Source organism: Arcobacter defluvii (assembly GCF_013201725.1).
Classification (GTDB): Bacteria; Campylobacterota; Campylobacteria; order Campylobacterales; family Arcobacteraceae; genus Aliarcobacter; species Aliarcobacter defluvii.
The window spans coordinates 1,694,469-1,713,495 of sequence record NZ_CP053835.1; the positions used below are offsets into that span (position 1 = coordinate 1,694,469).

Here is a 19,027-nt window from a genome sequence, read left to right on the forward strand (position 1 = left end):
TTTTTTCCTATAAAAAATTCTCTTTTAAAACTGATTCAAATTTTTCTAACTCTTTAGCTAAATCTAAATCACCTTTAAAAATATCATGAACAGAATAAGTTTTAAGTGGTTCTAATCCACAAAATTCAAAAGTTTTATGAGTTGCAACATGAGCTTGGTCTAAAGATAAACCATCAAAGAAACCTTTTGGATTGTCAAATTCACTTAATGGACAATTATAAGTTACACTTAACATATATTTTTTACCTTTTAATAATCCTCCTGTACCGTAAGTTTTAGAAGCATCACTTCTACTTCTTCCATCACTTTCATAGTGTCTTCCTTGAGTAAATGTCTCATCAAAATATTTTTTTGCAATCCAAGGTACACCCATCCAATAAACTGGATATTGAAATAAAACATAATCAGCCCATTCAAATTTTTCACACTCTTCTTCTACTTCATAACCTTTTTCCATATGAGTATATTTTACTTCAAATCCATTTTTAGAAAAAAAATCTTTTGCTTTTTCTATATAATGATTAGTTAATTCACCATTAGCTGGACCTTTATAATATTGATGCCCATTTAAAATTAAAACTTTTTTCATAATTTGCTCCTTTAATTTTGAAAATTATATTTACAACAAACTTAATATATGCTTACTTTACTTTAGGTAAGTAATGGAAATTAATTTTCTTTATGTTATAATTCAAACTGCAAATTTAAGGATTTTAATTATGTATTATATAAATGATAAAGAATATAGATGTTCAGTTGCTGTAACACTGGATATTTTCAATGATAGATGGAAGTTAGCAATTATTTGGCACTTACTTGATGGAGAAAAAAGATTTAAAGAATTACATGAAATAATAAGTGAAATAACTCAAAAAACTTTAACAATAAAACTAAAAGAACTAGAAGAAAAAAATATTATTCATAGGGAATGTTTTGCTAGTGTTCCACCAAAAGTTGTGTATAGTTTAACTCCTTGTGGAGAAAAATTAAGACCTGTTTTAGAAGAGATGCATCAATGGGGAATTGATTATGTAAAAGAATTTGGAAAAGTTACATCTGATAATCCTTGTCAAAATACTTTTTGTGACTAAAAGATGGAAAATTTTATTTTAATTATTTTAGCAATGTCTATTGGTTATATAATTAATAGATTAAACATCTTTTCAAAAGATGCTCCTATGATTTTAAATCAATTTTTAATCTATATTTCTCTTCCAGCGATGATTTTATTACAAATACCAAAATTAGATATTTCTATTGAAGCAATTATTCCTATCATAATATCATGGACAGTTATGACATTAAGTGCAGTAATAATTTTGTTCTTATCTAAAATATTTAATTTTTCAAAAGAAGTAACAGGTTGCCTTATGCTTGTAGCAGTTTTAGGAAATACTTCATTTATTGGTATTCCTATAATTACTTCTTATATGGGAGAAAGTTCTATTCCTTATATTTTAGTTTATGACCAATTAGGAAATTTTATTGCACTTGCAATTTATGGTACTTTTATAGCAAGTTTCTATTCTAGTAATAGTAAAGTTACTTTTAGATTGATTACATTCAAAGTTTTAACTTTTCCACCATTTATTGCTTTAATGGTTGGTTTATTATTAATTGGAACAGAATTTAATCAAGTTACAATAAAAGTTTTAAGTGCTTTTTCAAGTACGATTGTTCCTCTTGCTTTAGTTGCAGTTGGACTTCAACTTCAACTAAAACTACAAAAAGAAGAGATAAAACCTTTTAGTATCGCACTTATTGTAAAACTTTTCATTGCACCTATTATTGCAATTATTATTTGTAAAACATTTGATTGGTATAATACAGCATCAATTGTATCAATTATGGAAGCTGCAATGCCAACTATGATAACAGCAGGTGCTATAGCATCTATGGCTGGACTTGCCCCAAAATTAAGTTCTGCAATTGTAGGATATGGAACAATTATCTCATTATTTACAACAGGAATTTTTTATACTCTCATAAAATAAGATAAAGTTACTCTAAAAAGTAAAATTGTGAAGTAATTTATAAATTACTTCACACATTCTTAATATAAAAAAGATACAATACGCAAAATTTTTATATTAGGAAACCTTATGTTTGATTTAACTAAAAAAATGTTAATCAGTTCTCTTATCCTAACTTGTAGTTTAAATGCTGCAACAAAAGAAGTATCAAAAGCTGAAATAGCTCAAATGGAACAATTAGAACTATTTAAAAGAGCAAATATACAAATAACAAAAGCTTTTGATGTTGGAAGTATTTATATTTTAAGCATCAAAGTTCAAGGGAACAATGATGAAATTTATTTAACAAAAGATAAAAAACTTATTCTTTCAGGTGATGTTATTGATGTAAATAATGGAATGAAAGTATCTGCACCAGTTGATTTAACAGGAGTTAGAGGAAAAGAAGCTTTTGTTTATGGAACAGGAAAAGAAGAGTACTTTTTATTTACAGATCCAGAATGTCCATATTGTAAAAAATTAGAATCATATTTACCACAAATAAAAGATAAAGTTAAAATTAGAGTGTTTTATTATCCTTTAGAATCACATGAAAATGCAAAAGATTTATCTTTATATATTATGAATAAAAAAACAACAAATGAAAAAATTGATGCTATGTTTGATGCAAGTGAAAATTTAGATAAAGTAAAAAATTCAAAATATACACAAACTCAACTTGCTAAACTTGAAAAACATTTAGAAGAACAAATTCAAATTGGATTAAATTTAAATGTTCAAGGAACACCAACAATTTTTGATAAAAATGGTAATAATATTGTTTGGGTTAATATGCTAGAAAAATATGGAATTGAAGTAAGATAAGTATTAAAAATACTTATCTTAAAAAAAGAACTTAACTAAAAAATATCCTCCAACCATTAACCAAATAAATAAAATCAATGATAAATAAAGTGGTTTTATTCCTGTATTTTTAAACTTATCATAACTTGTTTCCATTCCTAAAGCAGTCATTGCCATAGTTAAAGCAAAAGTATCAAAATAATTTATACTTTTTATTATATTTTCTTCTAAAAGTTCCAAAGAATTAAATCCAACTACTACTATAAAAAATATTGCAAACCAAGGAATTACTATTTTTGATTTCTCTTTTTTTGTATGAAAATTTGTTTTAATCAACCAAAATGATAATAAAATCAAAAATGGAACTAAAAATATAACTCTTATCATCTTTTCAATAATTGCATTTGTTGATACAACTTCACCTAAAGCATTTCCAGCTGCAACAACATGTGCTACTTCATGAAGTGTTGCTCCTATATAAACTCCCATTTGAGAACTTGTAAAAAGAAAAACTCCTAACTTATCTAAAAATGGATATAAAAACATTCCAATTGTTCCAAAAATAACCACAAAAGACACAGCAACAGCACTTTTATAAGCTTCATTTTTCAAAACACTTTGAGTTGCCATAACAGCTGCTGCTCCACAAATCGAACTTCCTGCACTACATAAAATAGCTAACTCTTTATCCATTTTTAAAACTTTTGTTCCTATAAAATATCCAAAAATAAAAGTAAAAAAAACAACACAAAAAGCTATTAAAATCCCATTTATTCCAACTTCTTGAAGATTTTGAAAAGTAAGTCTAAATCCATATAAAATAATCCCAAATCTTAAAATATATTTTGTAGAAAAAATTATTCCACTTTGCCAAGGATTTGGAAGTTTATGTTTTAAAGTATTTGCATAAAAAATTCCAAGAATAATACCAATAATAAGAGGACTAATTCCTAATTTTTTAAAAAATTCAGCTTCTGCTATAATTGTTGCAATTAATGCAAAAATTCCTACAAATAAAACACCATAAAAAGTATTTATAATACTTTTATTATTAGTTTTCATAATAAAACTCCTTTAATTGTAGAAGTATAACTCTAATCTTTTAATTTGTAAAATATATTATTTTTAATATAATGATTAATATTTTTAATAAGGAAAAATATGACATTAAAAGAGTTAAATTTTTTTTATAAATTAAGTGAAAATCCTCAAGTTACACAAGTTGCAAGTGAATTAAATATAAGTCAATCAGCAATCTCTTTAGCTATAAAATCACTTGAAAGTAGCCTAGATGAACAACTTTTTGATAGAATTGGTAAAAAGCTGATATTAAACGAAAAAGGAAAATATTTTAAAGAAAAAACTCTTTCTCATTATCTAGCACTTATTGATGCAACAACTATTTTTCAAGAAAATAAGCTAGCTGGAAATATAAAAATAGCTGCAAGTAAAACTATTTCAAACTATATTATGCCAAATGTCTATTATGATTTTTTATCAAAATATAAAGATGTAAAACTAGATATATTGACAATAAACTCAAGTAAAATCATAGAAAATATTTTAAAATCCCAACTTGATATTGGACTTATTGAAGTAGATACACAAAATAGTAGCTTAATAAAAGAAAAATTAGGAAATGATGAATTAATAGTTGTTACAAGTGATAAAAACTACAAAAAAGAAGCTTTTATTGATACAATTGAGAAAAAATGGATTTTAAGGGAAATTGGAAGTGGAACAAGAGAAATATTTATACATAAAATTGGTGAAATTGCAAAAGAATTAAACATTTTTATGCAACTTCAAGATTTTGAAGAGATAAAAACAATTGTTTTAAATAATCCTGATACAGTAACAGCAATTTCAAAAGTAATTGTTCAAAAAGAGTTAGAAGAAAAAAAACTCTTCGAAATAAAACTAAAAAATTTAGAGTTAAAAAGAGAGTTTTATTTGATTTATCATAAAGAAAAATCTAAAAATCTACTCTTTGAAACTTTTATATCTTTTATAAAAGAACAATTTAGAAATCAAATTTAATCATTTTTATTAGAGATACAAATTTGATTTCTTCCACTATTTTTTGCTTTATACAATGCCAAATCTACTTGAATCAATAAATCATCTATATTTGTACATTTGCAAGCAGATGTAATACCAAAAGAAGCTGCAAAATTAAAAGAAATTTCTTCATTTACAATAATTTTTTCATTTAAAATTGCTGTTTGTAATCTTTTTGCAACATTTAAAGCTTCTGAAATATTAGTTTGAGGTAAAATGATAGCAAATTCTTCTCCACCTATACGCCCAATTAAATCAACATCCCTTAAAATCAATCGACTAATTTTTGCTAAATTCTGAAGAACTAAATCTCCTATACTATGCCCATATTTGTCATTTATTTGTTTAAAATGATCAATATCAAACATTATCAAAGAGAGTTCACCACCATATCTATGATAACGAGATAATTCAAGTTCTGCTTGTTCTATAAAATATCTTCGATTAGGTAAATCTGTAAGATAGTCAAAATATGCTCTATGCTCAAGTTCTAATCTTGTATTTCTATTTTCTATTGCAATAGAAGCTAAGTTTGCAGCAAAATTAATACGTTCCATATCACTAGAATTTGGAATTGAAGGTTTTGAGTGATAAATTGCAAATGTACCTAATAATTTACCAGTTGAAGACATAATTGGTTCAGACCAACAAGATGCTAATCCAGCACGTAAAGCTAAACTTTTATATGGTTGCCAATATTTATGTGTGCTTATATCATCTGCAATTACACGTGTTTTAAGATAAGCAGCAGAACCACAAGAACCAACTCCTTCTGCAATTTTAACGCCATTTACAGCTTTATTATAAAAATCAGGTAAATTTGGTGCAGCACCTAAAATCAAACGTTTTTCATCTTTATCAAGTAATAAAACGCTACAAAAAGAACCAGGATCTTCATATTCCATATTTTTAACGATTGTATTTAAAATATCTGATAAAGATGTATTTTTAGCTACCATTTCTAACATGGAGTCATGTATATGATTTCTTAGTTCACTTTTCCAATGTTGAGTTATATCATTAAAATTAACAAGTCTTTTATTTCCAATCCATGACACTCTTACAAATACCCGTCGTTCACTTCCATCTTTACATCTTATTGTAACTTCTAAATCAGGGACTAAAATTCCCGTTTGTTTAGAAATAACAACTTCTTTATGCCAAGGTTCAATTACCTCTTTTTTATATTTTATATCAGGATAAGCTTTTTCATACCAAACTTGAACAGTAGGTATATCATCAATCGTATAACCAAAAAGTTTTATAAATTGATGGTTAAGATATTTTATATTACCATCTTCATCTGACCAAGCAATACCAATTGGAGAGAAATCTAAAATATTTTTTAACTCACTTTTTTCTTCTGTGCTTTTATTTAAATTATCTTCTAATTTTGTTTCTCGAAATTTAAGTAAAGCATTATTTGCAAGCATTTTAGCCATTTGAACAATACAATTCATTAAAGACTCTATTTGCTCTTTTTTAATAATAGGAATACTATTTATTGCTTCAAGATATTTGATTTTATCGTAATTAAATTTTTCTGCTTGTTGTGTAAAAAATATCTTATTTGGAGTCTTATCTAAAAATTCTCCTAAAATAAGAGTTGCTAAATGATGATTTTCTACAACTATTGGAGTTGAATAATACATAAGTCCATTTTTACAAAAAGAGTAAGGTTTTTTTCCATCAATAAACTCTTTTAATAAATCACTCTCAAAATTAGTTTTATAAAACTGAGAACAAGCTTTTGTTAAACCAAATTGAGAAATGATTTTATTACCTGAATCAAGTAGAGTATTTGGAATTTTAGTCGCTTTATAAAAACTTTCAAGTAACTGCTTAAAATCAACAATATCAATTAAATCACTGAATTTATAATCTTCAATACTAATTTGTACACTCACGTCTAAAATTCCTATTTTATGTTATAGGATATATTGTAGTATATTCTTTCTTTTACTTATCTTCCATAATATGAAATTAAAGAAGCTTTAGCAAGCGTATGAGAATTTAGATAAAATCCCACAAGTGCAGGATTTGCATTTTTATCTAATCCTAAAGTTTCTATATCAAGTGCATGTACAGTAAATACATATCTATGTGCTTTATCTCCAACAGGAGGACAAGCACCACCAAAACCACTTTTACCATAATCAGTTATACTTTGGATTGCATTTTTTGATTCACTATTTCCAAAACCAGTTGGTAATGTAAATTTATCTTTTGATATATCAAAAACTATCCAATGCCACCATCCAGAACCAGTTGGTGCATCAGGATCATAAGCAGTAATTGCAAAAGATTTTGTACCCTTTGGAGCATCTTTCCATGAAAGTTCAGGAGATATATTTTCTCCTGTACATCCAAAACCATTAAATACTTGTTTTGATGTTAATTGTCCTTGTAAATCAGAACTACTTAATGTAAAATTTTGTGCAAAAATCATACTTACACTAAAAAATATTGATAATGCTATTTTTTTCATAATTTTCTCCTTTTAATTTTCATAGTATATATTATTAAAAAAAATTATTCTATTAGAAAAACTTCAATTTTTGTTGTTTTTTATCTGTTTTGGAGTGATTTTATACTCTTTTTTAAAGCTCTGTATAAACCAAGAGATATTATCAAATCCGCAAGTCTGACACACTTCTGTAACATTATAATTTGTTGTTTCAAGTAATAATTTCGCTTTTTCAAGTCTTTTTTTATTTTGCCATTTTTTTGGAGTTATTCCAAAAGTATCTTTAAATTTATTTCTAAAAGCCAAATCTGTAATTTGAAACTCTTTTTCAATTTTTGTTTTAAAATAGAATCTAGAGCTCATTTATCACCCTATTTCTACCAGTTTCTTTTGCAAGATAGAGCATTTTATCAGCTTTTTTATAAATATCATCAATATCTATAATATTTTTTGAATAATCACTAAATAAGCCCATTGATACAGTTATATATTTACTAACAATGCTACTTTTATGTTCTATTTTTAGATTTTCAATATTTTCTAGAATCATTTTGGCGAATTGAAAAGCCTTTTCTTGATTTTTTGACTTAAATAATATTCCAAACTCTTCACCACCTAATCTAAAACAATAATCATCAGATCTTGAACTATAATCTTTTAAAGCTGTTGCAACTTTTTTCAAAACATTATCACCCATCAAATGTCCATAAGTATCATTATATTGTTTAAAGTAATCAACATCTATTATTAAAAAAGAAATAAAATGATTTTCTCGTTTTGCACTATTTATAAATTTTTGAGAAAAATCATTAAAGTATCGTTGATTATAAAGATTAGTTAATCCATCTGTAATTGATATTTCTTCAATAATTTTTTTATCTGTAATATCTTGTTTTATAGATATATAGCCAATTTTATTATTAAATTCATCAAATTTTGGAGTTATTTTTATATGTATCCAATAATCTGTTCCATCTTTTGCTCTATCTTTTATCTCTCCTTCCCATATCTTATTTGAACTTATTGTTTTCCATAACTCTTTATAAACTTCACTACTCATATCTGGATGTCTTACAATATTTTGATTTTTACCTATCAATTCCTCTCTTGAATATTTACTAATACGACAAAAAGCATTTGAAACATCAGTTATGTATCCTCTTAAATCGGTTGAAGAAGAGATAATATTTTCATCAATTAACTCATTGAAACTTTTTAGTCTTTTTTCAATTTCTTCTCTTTTTCTTATCTCTTTTGTAAGTTTTAAATTTGCATTTATAAAAATAAATAGAATTATTCCAAATAAAAAAATTGTTCCTAAAACCCATAAAACAATCTGTTTATAATCCATCTTTTCTTCAACTTTAATTGAAGTATATTTATTAAAAATCATTTGTTTATCTTCACTAGAAACGTTATTTATCACTTTATTAAAAATATTAGTTAATAAAGGTTCATCATATCTTGTTCCAATAGATAAATCTAAGGTTTCATCAAATTTTCCACTAATTTTTAATTGTGTTACATATTTATTTTGTATCATATAAGCAACTGTAGTCAAAGTATCTATAAAACCGTATAACTCTTTTGATTTAACTCTATTTAATCCATCTTCTATATCTTTTACTTCAACAATATTAAGATTTGGATATTTCTCTTTTAAAATCTCAATAAAAGCATAATCCTTTACAATTCCAACTTTTTTATTTCCAATATCCAAAATATTAGAGATAAAAATCTCATCATTTCTAGTTACAACAACTAAAGGTGATTGTAAATAAGGTTTTGTAAAATTTAAAAATTTTTTACGTTTTTCAGAGACAATAAGTAAAGATAAAAAATCACATTTTTTATTTTCAATAAAAGATAAAGACTCACTCCAATTTGTTGTTGGTACAAATTTAAAAGGAATGCTCAACTCTTCTTGAAAAATTTTAAAATAATCTGCTGTAATTCCAATATGTTTTGATTCAATATTTTTTTCAAAAGGCATCCAATTTGGGTCAATACAATAAGTAATCTCTTTTTTATTTTTTATAAAATTCAACTCTTCTTTTGTTAAATTAAGATGATTTTCAAACTCATCAAAAATAAAATCTTTTACATTTAAGTTTTTATTATCTAATCCATAATCTTTATATAAATCAGAGATATATTTAAAACGTCCTTTATCAAGCGTACCTAAAGGAACATTTTTTATATCAATCATTTTTTGAATAACATCTGCTTCAAACATAAGATGCTCAATAGATTTTTTAGCACTATATTTATTATAAATTAGTTGAACTATTTCTTCTTTATGATTTAGGGCATATTCCCAACCTTTTAATGTTGCTCTTTTGAACTTTTCAACTCTTAAAGGATGATTTATAGCTTCTTCTTTATTTGTAAATAGCATATCTCCATAAAAATCAAATCCATAAAAAATAGGATCTATGACATTTATATCTATATCTTTTTCTTTGAAATAAAAAGGCTCATTACTTAAATATGCAGAAGTTAAATCTATCTGTTTTGTTATTAATTTTAAATAATCATCACTCTTTCTTTCTGGTAAAAAGTTTGGTTTAATTCCTAATTTTTTTAACATTGCTAATATTGTAAAACTATCTGTGCTATTTGCATAAATTGAAATATTTTTATTATTTAAATCATAAGGAGAATCTATTCCACTATTTTTCAATGAAATTAGTACATTTGCAGAGTGTTGAAAAATAGGAGCAACTATAACAACTGGTTCATTTGTAATCTTATACAAGAATAAAGCAGAATCTGCAACTCCATATTGAGATTCACCTTTTATTACTTGTTCTATATTATTAAATTTTAAATCTCTTTCTTTTATCTCAACATCTAAACCAACTTCATCATAAAAACCTTTTTCTTTTGCAGCATAATATCCAGCAAATTGAAATTGATGAAACCATTTTAGTTGTAAAGTTACTTTTTCTTGAGAATAAACAAATGTAAATAATAAAATTATTAATAATATTTTAGATTTAAAAACATTTTTAATTATTCCCATATTTTAAACCTTTATAGATAAAATTTTAAATCTTTATTAAATTATTATATCTAAAGGTTTAAATAATAAGTAATTATTTTGTTTAATAAATAAACTGATTTAATCTAACAATTTATAAATCTCTTTTATTTCTATATCTAACAATTCAAACTCACCAATTTTCAAATCTTCAATCATATGTTTTGTTGATGTTGTACCATTTAAAGGCGTTATATTTATATGATTTAAAAATCTATAAAAAATCTCAGCAACACCTCGTTGATATTTTTGTGATAAAGTTTGTAAAATCGCACTTGTCAAAATATCTGGATTTGCAGTTAAAGACCAAAAACTCTCGTATTTTATTTCATTTTGATTACAAAAAGCTCTTATTTCTTTGTCATATCCACTTTGAGCATAAAATCGATTTTGCACTATTGATGGTTTTATTCTTGCATTGTTATAAATGTAAACTAAAACATCTAAATCATAACAATTACTAATTCCTAAATACCCTACTTCACCAGCATCAACAAATCCTTCCATTTTTTGCCAAACTTTTTGAAGTTTACTTCTAGGATAAACTGGTGAATGTAAAATATAAGCATCTATAAAATTTGTTTTTAGATTTTTTTTAGAAGTTTCAAAAGATTTTTCCACTTGAATTTCTATTTCATCACTTTCTAAATATGGCATATTATTTTTATCTTGCCCATCAATTGGAGTAAATTTTGTTTGAATAAATAAATCTTCTCTTTTTACAACTCCATTATCATAAGCTTTTTGTAAACCAAAGCCAACTAAATCTTCTCGATAATGTCTTGGTTGACAAGCTGTATCAACAGCTCTAAATCCTTGTTTTAAAGCTTCAAAAACTAAAGCAGTTGTATTTTCTTTTTTCCAAGCTGTTCCATAAATCATATTTGGTATTTTCATAATATTTTCTCACTTCTGTTTTAATAGAATCATTGTAGCAAATGTTGATATGATAATCCCTATAAAAACATTAGAATTTATAGTCTGTTTTTCTATTATAAAAGATAAAATAGCAACCATTGCAGGACTTAGATATACATAAGCCATCAGTTTTTTTGGACCTAAAATAATAGAACTTTTTTGATATAAATATAGAGTTACAATTGTTGTTCCAATAACTAAATAAGCCATCCAATAAAACAAATCACCTTTTATTTTTTCCCAACCAAAAGGTATATTTAAAACCTGCATAGTAAGAAACATCCAAAAACATCCACCAATTAGTGTTGTAAAAACTAACACTAAAAGAATATCTCCTTTTTTATGTAAAAGTTTCAAAAATATCGAATACAAAGCCATAGAAGTTGAAGCAAGTAAAAATATAATATCTCCTTCATTTAAAGAAAAACCTAAAAACAATTCAATATCAGCTTTAAATACAACTATACAAGTACCAATAATTCCTATAAAATATATAAAAAGTTGTTTTAAATTCATTTTTTCTTTAAAAAAGAATATACATAAAATCGCGGTCATTAAAGGAACTAAGGTATATAAAGTTCCTGTATTTAAAGCTGTTGTTGTCTCCAAAGCTTTGAACATTCCAATAAAATATAAAGAATAAAATAATCCTATAATCATAGCTCTTGGAAAAGTTGAAATAATCTTTTTTCTATACTCTTTTTTTATCAAAACAATTGGAGCTAAAATAATAGCTGCTAAAACAAATCTATATAAAGTCAAAGAAATAGAATCTATAACGCCTGAAAGTTTAGCAGATGCAATAAAAGATCCAGCTATTAAAAATGTTGCAAATAACACATATAAATGTGCTTTTAATTTCTCTTCCAAAAAAAATCCTTTTAAAATAAATTCTTATAATATTAATGAAATATACAATTAAAGTCATTTACATATGTTGATTTTTAGAAGATTACTGTATATTTATTAACTTATTACCTAAAAAAGTATAAAATTTATACAAGAAAGCAAGGACGACCTTGCCACTTCATTTCATAGAGGACGGCCTCAAATTATAAAAAAGGAATTTTTATGAGTTGGGTCACACTTGTTATTGCTGGAATTTTTGAAATATTTTGGGCAATAGGTCTTAAATATACAGATGGTTTTTCAAAATTAATCCCAAGTTTATTTACAATATTTGCAATGCTGATTAGTATTTGGTTATTAAGTATTTCTTTAAAAACTCTTCCTTTAGGAACTGCTTATGCTGTTTGGGTAGGAATAGGAACTGTTGGAACTGTAATAGCTGGAATAATTTTATTTAATGATTCTGTAAATATTATAAGAATTATAAGTATTTTACTTATTATATTAGGTATTATCGGACTTAAATTTACAACTTCTTAAAATATAAAAGTATTTCAAAAGAAATACTTTTACATATGTTGATTAGAAAGCTTTATTTATTCAACTTTTTTCTAATTCTGCTCAACTGAGTTGGAGTTATACCTAAATGATTTGCAATATGATGTAAAGCGATTCTATTTTCTATATTTGGATTATTTCTTACAAAATTTTCATATCTAGTTGTTGCATCATCAAGGATTAAAGATATTTCATTTTTTTCTTTTACTATTACCCAATTTTTTTCTAAATAATTTATATAAAAAGTTTTAAATTCATTATATTTATCTATCAACTCTTTGTATTTATCATAATCTATAAAAATAAGTGTGCAATCTTCCAAAGCATCAATATTTAAATATGAATCTTCTTTTGTAAGAAGTGATACTTTTGAAGCTGAAAAGTAGTTTTCACTAAAAAGATTTTTTGTATAAATTTCACCATTTTCACCTAAATAATAAGTTCGTAAAATTCCTTTACAGATAAAATAGATATATTTTGCTTTAGAATAATTATCAAGTAAAATTTCTCCTTTTTTTATCTCTTTTAGAAAAGTAATATTTTTTAATCTTTCAAAATTTCCATCATCAAAATCAAAATATTTTTTACAACTTTCTCTTAGTTGATTATAATAACTTTCTATCAATTTATTCTCCACTAAACAAAAGAATTTGCATTTAAAACTCGTTGTTTATTTAATTTTGGTAATTCACCATTCATATCTATAAAAGCATTAATAAAATGCATTTCAAACTCTTTATAATCCAAAGTTTTGATTATCCTAAAATATACATCTTCATTTTTTTCCAAAAAATTCCTAATTTGCTCTGTATGCGCATATTCAGAAGTATAAGTCCACAATCTCTTTTTTATATTTTTTGATGAACCTATATATAAAATACTATTTTTTGAAAAAGGATATTTATTTATTTTATTAGAAGATAACTCATAAATTCCTTTTACATTATTTTCTAAATGTGAAATATTTAATTTATCTAATTTTTTTTTATCACAATAAAAATTTTCATGATATAAATAGAAATTAAAAGATTTCTTTTTTTGTATTTTAGGAATTAAAAATTTATTTCTAATATCACAAACTGTTCTTCTTGATATTTTTATACCATATTTTTCAAATAAAATTTCAGATAATTGAGAATCTCCTTTTAATAAACTTATATCAGAATTTATCAACTCCTTTATATATAAAGAGTACAAAAATCTTTTTGGAGGTATTAAATAAGTCAATTTATATATATTATTTCCACATAAATATAAAACATTGTTCAAAATTTTTGACAAAATTGAAAGATCAATATAAGAATTATATTTTTCATAATATTTAACAATAAATGTTTTTCTATCAAAGATATTTATATCTTGATAATAATTTGTATTCAAAAATTGTTTTTGTAGTGAAAACAAAAGAGAAACTACATTAAATATAGTTTCATTTTTAATATTTACATTTAAAAGTTTTAAATGATTATCATTTTCTAATTTCTCTTTATATTCAAATTTCAATAAAAAGAGTTTAAAAAAATATACTGTATCTTTTTTATATTTTAGATAAGAATTTTTTATTTCATTTGAAAAATAATTTTTTGATAAATATCTTATTGTGATTTTTTTATCTTTGCAAGCTTTTTTGAACCACTCTGTACATAAAATATTTTTTTTTAAATGATTAAAATAATTCTTAAAACTCATATTATAAAGTTTATTAATAAGTAAATAAAACGGGATTTTTTTCATTTTGTATTCTAACATAATGGCTTAAAAATTAAATATAAATAAAATGGAGGATTAATAGAAAGATAAGATAAGATAAGATAATAACTTTTTAATTGGAAAAAATAATTTTATCTAAAAAATTAAAAGGAAATTCTTTTATTATTTAATAATTATAAATAAATTTAAAGGAGAGATAAAATATGTTTAGTAATAGAAAAAATGAAAACAGAGTTTTATTTTTTATAAAATATGCACCTCTTGTTATAATACTTATGTTTAATTTTTTTATTTCATTTTTTTTGTACTTTAACCATAATGAATTATTTGACTATTACTATAAAGAATTGATTTTTTTCTCCATTTTTATCTTTTTTGTATCTTTATATAGTTCATTTTTTATAACTAACTTTTTAGAAAAATCTCTTTTAAAATATGTCAATGCTTTAATAGAAGAAAAAGAGAAAAATAAAAAAAAAGATTTTTTACTTTTTCAACAATCAAAATTATCAACAATTGGTGAATTATTAGGAAATATTGTTCATCAATGGAGACAACCTTTAAATGTTATAACCATAACAGCAAGTGGCATAAAAATGCAAAAAGAATTAGGAATTATTGATAATAAAAAAGAGATTGAATTACTTGAAAAAATTATGAATAATATAAATTATTTATGTCAAACTGTAGATGATTTTAGAGATTTTTATACACCTCATACACCTAAAAGTAATTTTTTGATTAGTAATTGTATTGATAAATGCTTAAAAATTATTAATTCTCAATTTTCAAATAACGGCATATCTATAAAAAAAGAGATTGAGGATTTTAAAATATTTGGTTTTGAAAATCAACTTATGCAAATTCTTATTAATTTATTTAATAATTCAATTGACAAATTTGAAGAAAGTGATATAAAAAACAGAATTATCAAAATAAAAACCTCTCAAACTAACTCCAATTTTTCTATATCAATTATAGATAATGCAGGAGGAATAAATGAAAAAATTTTAACTAAAATTTTTGAACCTTACTTCACAACAAAAGGAGATAAAAAAGGAACAGGAATTGGTTTATATATGTCTTTACAAATTATACAAAAAAGTTTTAATGGTATTATTTTGGTAAAAAATACACAATTTGAATACTTAAATAAAAATTATTTAGGTGCACTTTTTGAAATAGAACTACCAAAAACTCTAAATAGTGAATAAAAATAAAATTATTTTTATTCCATTCCAATTCTTAGAAATCCTGTAAATGCTGCATTATCAAAACTCACAGATTTATCTACATTTTTTTTCATCTCATTTAAAACTTTTTTATAAGCATCATAAAACTCAAAACTAGGAGTTGGTTTATAAACTAAATCTTTTATTTCAAAATATTTAAGTACATTTTTTGTAGTTGTAGGTTTTATAAAATACTCAACTTGTCTATCGTTATAGTATAAAACAACAGAGATTATCGTCCATTTTGCAAGATTATATTGAGCTAAAAACTCAACTAACCCCTCAAAACCATTTTTTTGATTTCCATGTAATAATTCATACAATTCTATACTTAACATATCTTTTTCATAAGAAGTCAGATTTGCTAACATATCTCTAAATTTTAGTTTATCAAACAATGAAACTAAAACAGATTTTTGAATAATTTTGAAAAAAGCATCAACAACTAAATTTGGATTAGAAAAATTCTCTTTTTTTAGATTTTCTTTTGTAAACTCTTCAAGTTTTGATGGATTAAACTTCTTCATAGTTGGAAAAAATTTTGCATCTTCAAAACCTGTTGGATAAAAAGTTAAAAACTCGGCTTCCATATCTTTTAGTTTTTCTAAATTCATATTAACTCTTTTTAAATGACATTATATAAGAAGATAAAATATCTATCACATCTACGTAATCTTGGATATTTTGAGTAGCTTTTGCAGATAAAATAGCACCTTCAATAGTTGAAGCTATATAAAGAGCTAATTTTGTTGTATCACACTCTTTCATCTCATTTTTTTGTATTGCAATATCCAAAATATCTTTTATGTTTTTTCTAAATGTTTGATATATTTCTTCCATCAAAACTTTGAAATCTTCATCAATATTTGACATCTCTTGTACAACATTTGCAATAGGACAACCTTTGTTAAAATCTCTTTTTGTTGTATCTTTTAAACCATCTATAAAAGCTTCTAAGTAACCTGATTCTAAAGTAAGTATCAAAGAATATCTTTGAACAAATCTTTCATAAATTTTCTCTTTTATACAAACCAATGCCATATCTTTTTTATTTTCAAAAAAATGGTACATTGAGCCTTTGTGTACTTTTGCATTTTTTAAAATAGTGGTAAGTGATGCACCTTGATAACCTTTTGAGTAGATTTCATCAAAGGCTGAATCTATTAAATTTTTTCTTGTATTATTTTCCATTTGGAATTATAACATTTTTTACTTGACAAACTGGTCAAGTTTTATTAAAATTAGAGTTGACCAACTTGTCAACAAAAATAAAGGAAATAAAATGCCAATTATAAAAACATATGAAACAAATGAAGCAACCGGTGAATTACTAGAAATTTATAATGAAATTATAAAAGTAAGAGGAAGTGTTGGAAATAATGCCAAACTATTTAGTTCAAGTCCTGAGCTTTTAAAACAGCAATTAGATTTTATAAAATATTACTCAACTCACCCTACTTTATCAATGCCATTACTTGCTAGTATTAGAATTTGTGTATCAAGCAAAGAAGAGTGTAATTTTTGTATCGATTTTAATACAGCAATGCTGGTAAATCATGCAAAATGGAGTCTTGAAGAAGTACAATCTATGAAAAAAGATTTAGATAGTTCAAAATTGACTCAAAAAGAAAATGCCCTTTTAAAATTTGTAATCAACTCTATGAAAAATCCTCACAAAGTAAATGAAAATGATATGAATGATTTAAGAAAGTTAGATTGGCAAGACAAAGATATAATAGATGCACTAAACCATGGAGCAAGAATGTTAGCAACAGATATTTTATTTAACGCCTTTAAAATTGATGATTATAAGGCTTAAGATTTCTAAGAAGTTTTGAAATTCAAAACTTCTTAGTTGATTAAATTAAGATTTTTTTACAAACTCTTGTTTTAACTTGATAGCTCCAACACCTGTAACTTTACAGTCGATATTGTGACCATCATTTCCCTCAACAAGTCTAATACCTTTGATTTTAGTACCAACTTTTATACCTGAAGAACTTCCTTTAACTTTTAAATCTTTTATAACAGTTACATCATCTCCATCTTGTAAAATAGTACCATTTGCATCTTTTACAACTAATGTATCACCATCACTACTCTCTACAGATGAATCCTGAGACCACTCATGTGCACACTCAGGACAGATATATAAATCTCCATCTTCGTAAGTATATTCACTTCCACATTTTGGACAGTTTGGTAATTGACTCATTATTTTCCTTTAAACATTAAATGCCCTATTATACAATAATAATGCTTTCTTATAATTTTAATAGTTTTTTAATCAAAAAATCACAACAGGTTTAATCAAATCTTTTGGCTTATCTTTCATTAAAAGTAAACCTTCTTCTATATGTTCCATACCATTAAATTTATGAGTAATAAGTTTTTTAGGACTTATTCTATTTGTTTGTATTAAAGAAGCTAATTTTTCCATTCTTAGTCTTCCGCCTGGCATCAAACCACCAACTATTGTTTTATGAGCCATTCCATTTCCCCACTCAACTCTTGGAATTTGAATAAAATCGCCACTACCTAAATAATTTACATTTCCTATTCTTCCACCAGGTTTTACTATTTTAACAGCTTGAACAAAAGTATCAGAATTTCCACCAGCAATGACAACTTTATCAACACCTTTTCCTTGTGTTTTTTCCATTATTTGCTCTACTATATCACCTTCTCGGTAATTAATAATATCAGTTGCTCCAAACTCTTTAGCTATTTCAACACATTTTGGTCTTGAACCAACAGCAAATAATTTAGAAGCACCTCTTAAAGCTGCTCCTGCAACTGCCATCAATCCAACTGGTCCAATTCCTATAACACAAACACTATCTCCAAACTGAACATCAGCAAGTTCTACACCATGAAAACCTGTAGGTACCATATCACATAACATTACAGCTTCTATTGGATCAACACCTTCTGGAATTAGTGCTAAATTTCCATCAGCATCATTTACATGAAAATATTCTGCAAATACTCCATCTTTGAAGTTTGAAAATTTCCAACCAGCAAGCATACCACCTGAATGCATAGAATAACCTCTTTGAGCTTCTAAACTATTCCAATCAGGAGTAATTGCTGGAACAACAACTTTATCACCGACTTTAAAATCTTTTACAAGTGAACCAACTTCTACTACTTCACCAACAGCTTCATGTCCTAAAATCATATTATGTCTATCACCTAAAGCACCTGCCCAAACAGTATGAACATCAGAAGAACAAGGTGAAACAGCAATGGGTTTTACTATTGCATCCATTACACCACACGTTGGTCTTTCTTTTTCAATCCATCCTATTTGCCCTATTTTTAACATTGCAAAACCTTTCATAATGGTTCTCCTCTTATAAGTAAAAATTAT

At 24.9% G+C, this 19,027-nt stretch carries 21 protein-coding genes; 7 read left to right on the forward strand and 14 right to left on the reverse strand.

Features of this window, described 5'->3' with window-relative positions; all coding sequences use genetic code 11:
• Positions 1 to 7 precede the first annotated feature (7 nt).
• The gene (locus ADFLV_RS08590) at positions 8 to 589 is read right to left on the reverse strand and encodes an NAD(P)H-dependent oxidoreductase (RefSeq protein ID WP_129010623.1); all 582 of its coding nucleotides are present in this window, start codon (positions 587 to 589) and stop codon (positions 8 to 10) included.
• 130 nt (positions 590 to 719) lie between these two features.
• Here ADFLV_RS08590 and ADFLV_RS08595 point away from each other — a divergent pair, with 130 nt between their 5' ends.
• The 3 genes from ADFLV_RS08595 to ADFLV_RS08605 all read left to right on the forward strand — a co-directional run bounded on the left by ADFLV_RS08595 (position 720) and on the right by ADFLV_RS08605 (position 2,837).
• A complete protein-coding gene (locus tag ADFLV_RS08595) occupies positions 720 to 1,091 on the forward strand; it encodes a winged helix-turn-helix transcriptional regulator (protein WP_014474366.1) in 372 nt (123 codons plus the stop codon).
• A gap of 3 nt (positions 1,092 to 1,094) precedes the next feature.
• Entirely contained in the window at positions 1,095 to 1,994 is a 900-nt protein-coding gene (locus ADFLV_RS08600; protein WP_129010622.1) for an AEC family transporter, read from the forward strand.
• A gap of 108 nt (positions 1,995 to 2,102) precedes the next feature.
• On the forward strand, positions 2,103 to 2,837 hold the full coding sequence (locus tag ADFLV_RS08605; RefSeq protein WP_014474368.1) for a DsbC family protein: 735 nt from the start codon (positions 2,103 to 2,105) through the stop codon (positions 2,835 to 2,837).
• An 18-nt stretch (positions 2,838 to 2,855) separates the two neighbouring features.
• Here ADFLV_RS08605 and ADFLV_RS08610 read toward each other — a convergent pair whose 3' ends face one another.
• Positions 2,856 to 3,878, reverse strand: coding sequence for a YeiH family protein (locus ADFLV_RS08610; protein WP_172658775.1), 1,023 nt, complete (start codon positions 3,876 to 3,878; stop codon positions 2,856 to 2,858).
• 99 nt (positions 3,879 to 3,977) lie between these two features.
• Here ADFLV_RS08610 and ADFLV_RS08615 point away from each other — a divergent pair, with 99 nt between their 5' ends.
• Complete coding sequence (locus ADFLV_RS08615; RefSeq protein WP_129010620.1) at positions 3,978 to 4,856, forward strand: LysR substrate-binding domain-containing protein; 879 nt, start codon at positions 3,978 to 3,980, stop codon at positions 4,854 to 4,856.
• Here the strand turns inward: ADFLV_RS08615 and ADFLV_RS08620 are convergent.
• The 6 genes from ADFLV_RS08620 to ADFLV_RS08645 all read right to left on the reverse strand — a co-directional run bounded on the left by ADFLV_RS08620 (position 4,853) and on the right by ADFLV_RS08645 (position 12,175).
• Positions 4,853 to 6,784: a diguanylate cyclase gene (locus tag ADFLV_RS08620; RefSeq protein WP_129010619.1), complete on the reverse strand. Its 1,932-nt coding sequence runs from the start codon at positions 6,782 to 6,784 to the stop codon at positions 4,853 to 4,855. The genes ADFLV_RS08615 and ADFLV_RS08620 overlap by 4 nt on opposite strands.
• Positions 6,785 to 6,840: 56 nt before the next feature.
• A complete protein-coding gene (locus ADFLV_RS08625; RefSeq protein ID WP_129010618.1) occupies positions 6,841 to 7,365 on the reverse strand; it encodes a YbhB/YbcL family Raf kinase inhibitor-like protein in 525 nt (174 codons plus the stop codon).
• 63 nt (positions 7,366 to 7,428) lie between these two features.
• Positions 7,429 to 7,707, reverse strand: a complete 279-nt coding sequence (locus tag ADFLV_RS08630) for a helix-turn-helix transcriptional regulator (RefSeq protein WP_172658776.1) — start codon at positions 7,705 to 7,707, stop codon at positions 7,429 to 7,431.
• Positions 7,697 to 10,369 (reverse strand): diguanylate cyclase, encoded by a 2,673-nt coding sequence (locus ADFLV_RS08635; RefSeq protein WP_129010617.1) that lies wholly within the window; start codon positions 10,367 to 10,369, stop codon positions 7,697 to 7,699. The genes ADFLV_RS08630 and ADFLV_RS08635 overlap by 11 nt, the downstream gene beginning before the upstream one ends.
• Before the next feature lie 99 nt (positions 10,370 to 10,468).
• Positions 10,469 to 11,284, reverse strand: a complete 816-nt coding sequence (locus ADFLV_RS08640; protein WP_129010616.1) for an aldo/keto reductase family protein — start codon at positions 11,282 to 11,284, stop codon at positions 10,469 to 10,471.
• Between the two features lie 9 nt (positions 11,285 to 11,293).
• Positions 11,294 to 12,175 carry a DMT family transporter gene (locus tag ADFLV_RS08645; RefSeq protein ID WP_129010615.1) on the reverse strand — a complete coding sequence of 294 codons (882 nt, stop codon included), beginning with the start codon at positions 12,173 to 12,175 and terminating at the stop codon, positions 11,294 to 11,296.
• 201 nt (positions 12,176 to 12,376) lie between these two features.
• On the opposite strand from ADFLV_RS08645, the gene sugE reads away from it, so the two are divergent.
• Positions 12,377 to 12,694 (forward strand): quaternary ammonium compound efflux SMR transporter SugE, encoded by a 318-nt coding sequence (sugE, locus tag ADFLV_RS08650; RefSeq protein WP_129010614.1) that lies wholly within the window; start codon positions 12,377 to 12,379, stop codon positions 12,692 to 12,694.
• Between the two features lie 52 nt (positions 12,695 to 12,746).
• On the opposite strand, the gene ADFLV_RS08655 is transcribed toward sugE, so the two are convergent.
• Together ADFLV_RS08655 and ADFLV_RS08660 are read right to left on the reverse strand one after the other, a co-directional pair.
• A complete protein-coding gene (locus tag ADFLV_RS08655) occupies positions 12,747 to 13,337 on the reverse strand; it encodes a Crp/Fnr family transcriptional regulator (RefSeq protein ID WP_129010613.1) in 591 nt (196 codons plus the stop codon).
• Positions 13,338 to 13,348: 11 nt separating this feature from the next.
• Complete coding sequence (locus ADFLV_RS08660) at positions 13,349 to 14,446, reverse strand: GIY-YIG nuclease family protein (RefSeq protein WP_129010612.1); 1,098 nt, start codon at positions 14,444 to 14,446, stop codon at positions 13,349 to 13,351.
• Between the two features lie 179 nt (positions 14,447 to 14,625).
• On the opposite strand from ADFLV_RS08660, the gene ADFLV_RS08665 reads away from it, so the two are divergent.
• Positions 14,626 to 15,636, forward strand: a complete 1,011-nt coding sequence (locus ADFLV_RS08665) for a sensor histidine kinase (protein ID WP_129010611.1) — start codon at positions 14,626 to 14,628, stop codon at positions 15,634 to 15,636.
• A 14-nt stretch (positions 15,637 to 15,650) separates the two neighbouring features.
• Here the strand turns inward: ADFLV_RS08665 and ADFLV_RS08670 are convergent, their stop codons facing one another.
• Both ADFLV_RS08670 and ADFLV_RS08675 read right to left on the reverse strand, forming a co-directional pair.
• A complete protein-coding gene (locus tag ADFLV_RS08670) occupies positions 15,651 to 16,268 on the reverse strand; it encodes a hypothetical protein (RefSeq protein ID WP_014474382.1) in 618 nt (205 codons plus the stop codon).
• Position 16,269: 1 nt separating this feature from the next.
• Positions 16,270 to 16,845, reverse strand: a complete 576-nt coding sequence (locus ADFLV_RS08675) for a TetR/AcrR family transcriptional regulator (RefSeq protein ID WP_129010610.1) — start codon at positions 16,843 to 16,845, stop codon at positions 16,270 to 16,272.
• A 91-nt stretch (positions 16,846 to 16,936) separates the two neighbouring features.
• Between ADFLV_RS08675 and ADFLV_RS08680 the strand changes: the two genes are divergently transcribed.
• Positions 16,937 to 17,473, forward strand: a complete 537-nt coding sequence (locus ADFLV_RS08680) for a carboxymuconolactone decarboxylase family protein (protein WP_129010609.1) — start codon at positions 16,937 to 16,939, stop codon at positions 17,471 to 17,473.
• Positions 17,474 to 17,518: 45 nt separating this feature from the next.
• Here ADFLV_RS08680 and ADFLV_RS08685 read toward each other — a convergent pair whose 3' ends face one another.
• Both ADFLV_RS08685 and ADFLV_RS08690 read right to left on the reverse strand, forming a co-directional pair.
• Positions 17,519 to 17,869, reverse strand: a complete 351-nt coding sequence (locus ADFLV_RS08685) for a zinc ribbon domain-containing protein YjdM (protein ID WP_129010608.1) — start codon at positions 17,867 to 17,869, stop codon at positions 17,519 to 17,521.
• Positions 17,870 to 17,941: 72 nt separating this feature from the next.
• Complete coding sequence (locus tag ADFLV_RS08690; RefSeq protein ID WP_014474386.1) at positions 17,942 to 18,997, reverse strand: NAD(P)-dependent alcohol dehydrogenase; 1,056 nt, start codon at positions 18,995 to 18,997, stop codon at positions 17,942 to 17,944.
• Between the last annotated feature and the right edge of the window lie 30 nt (positions 18,998 to 19,027).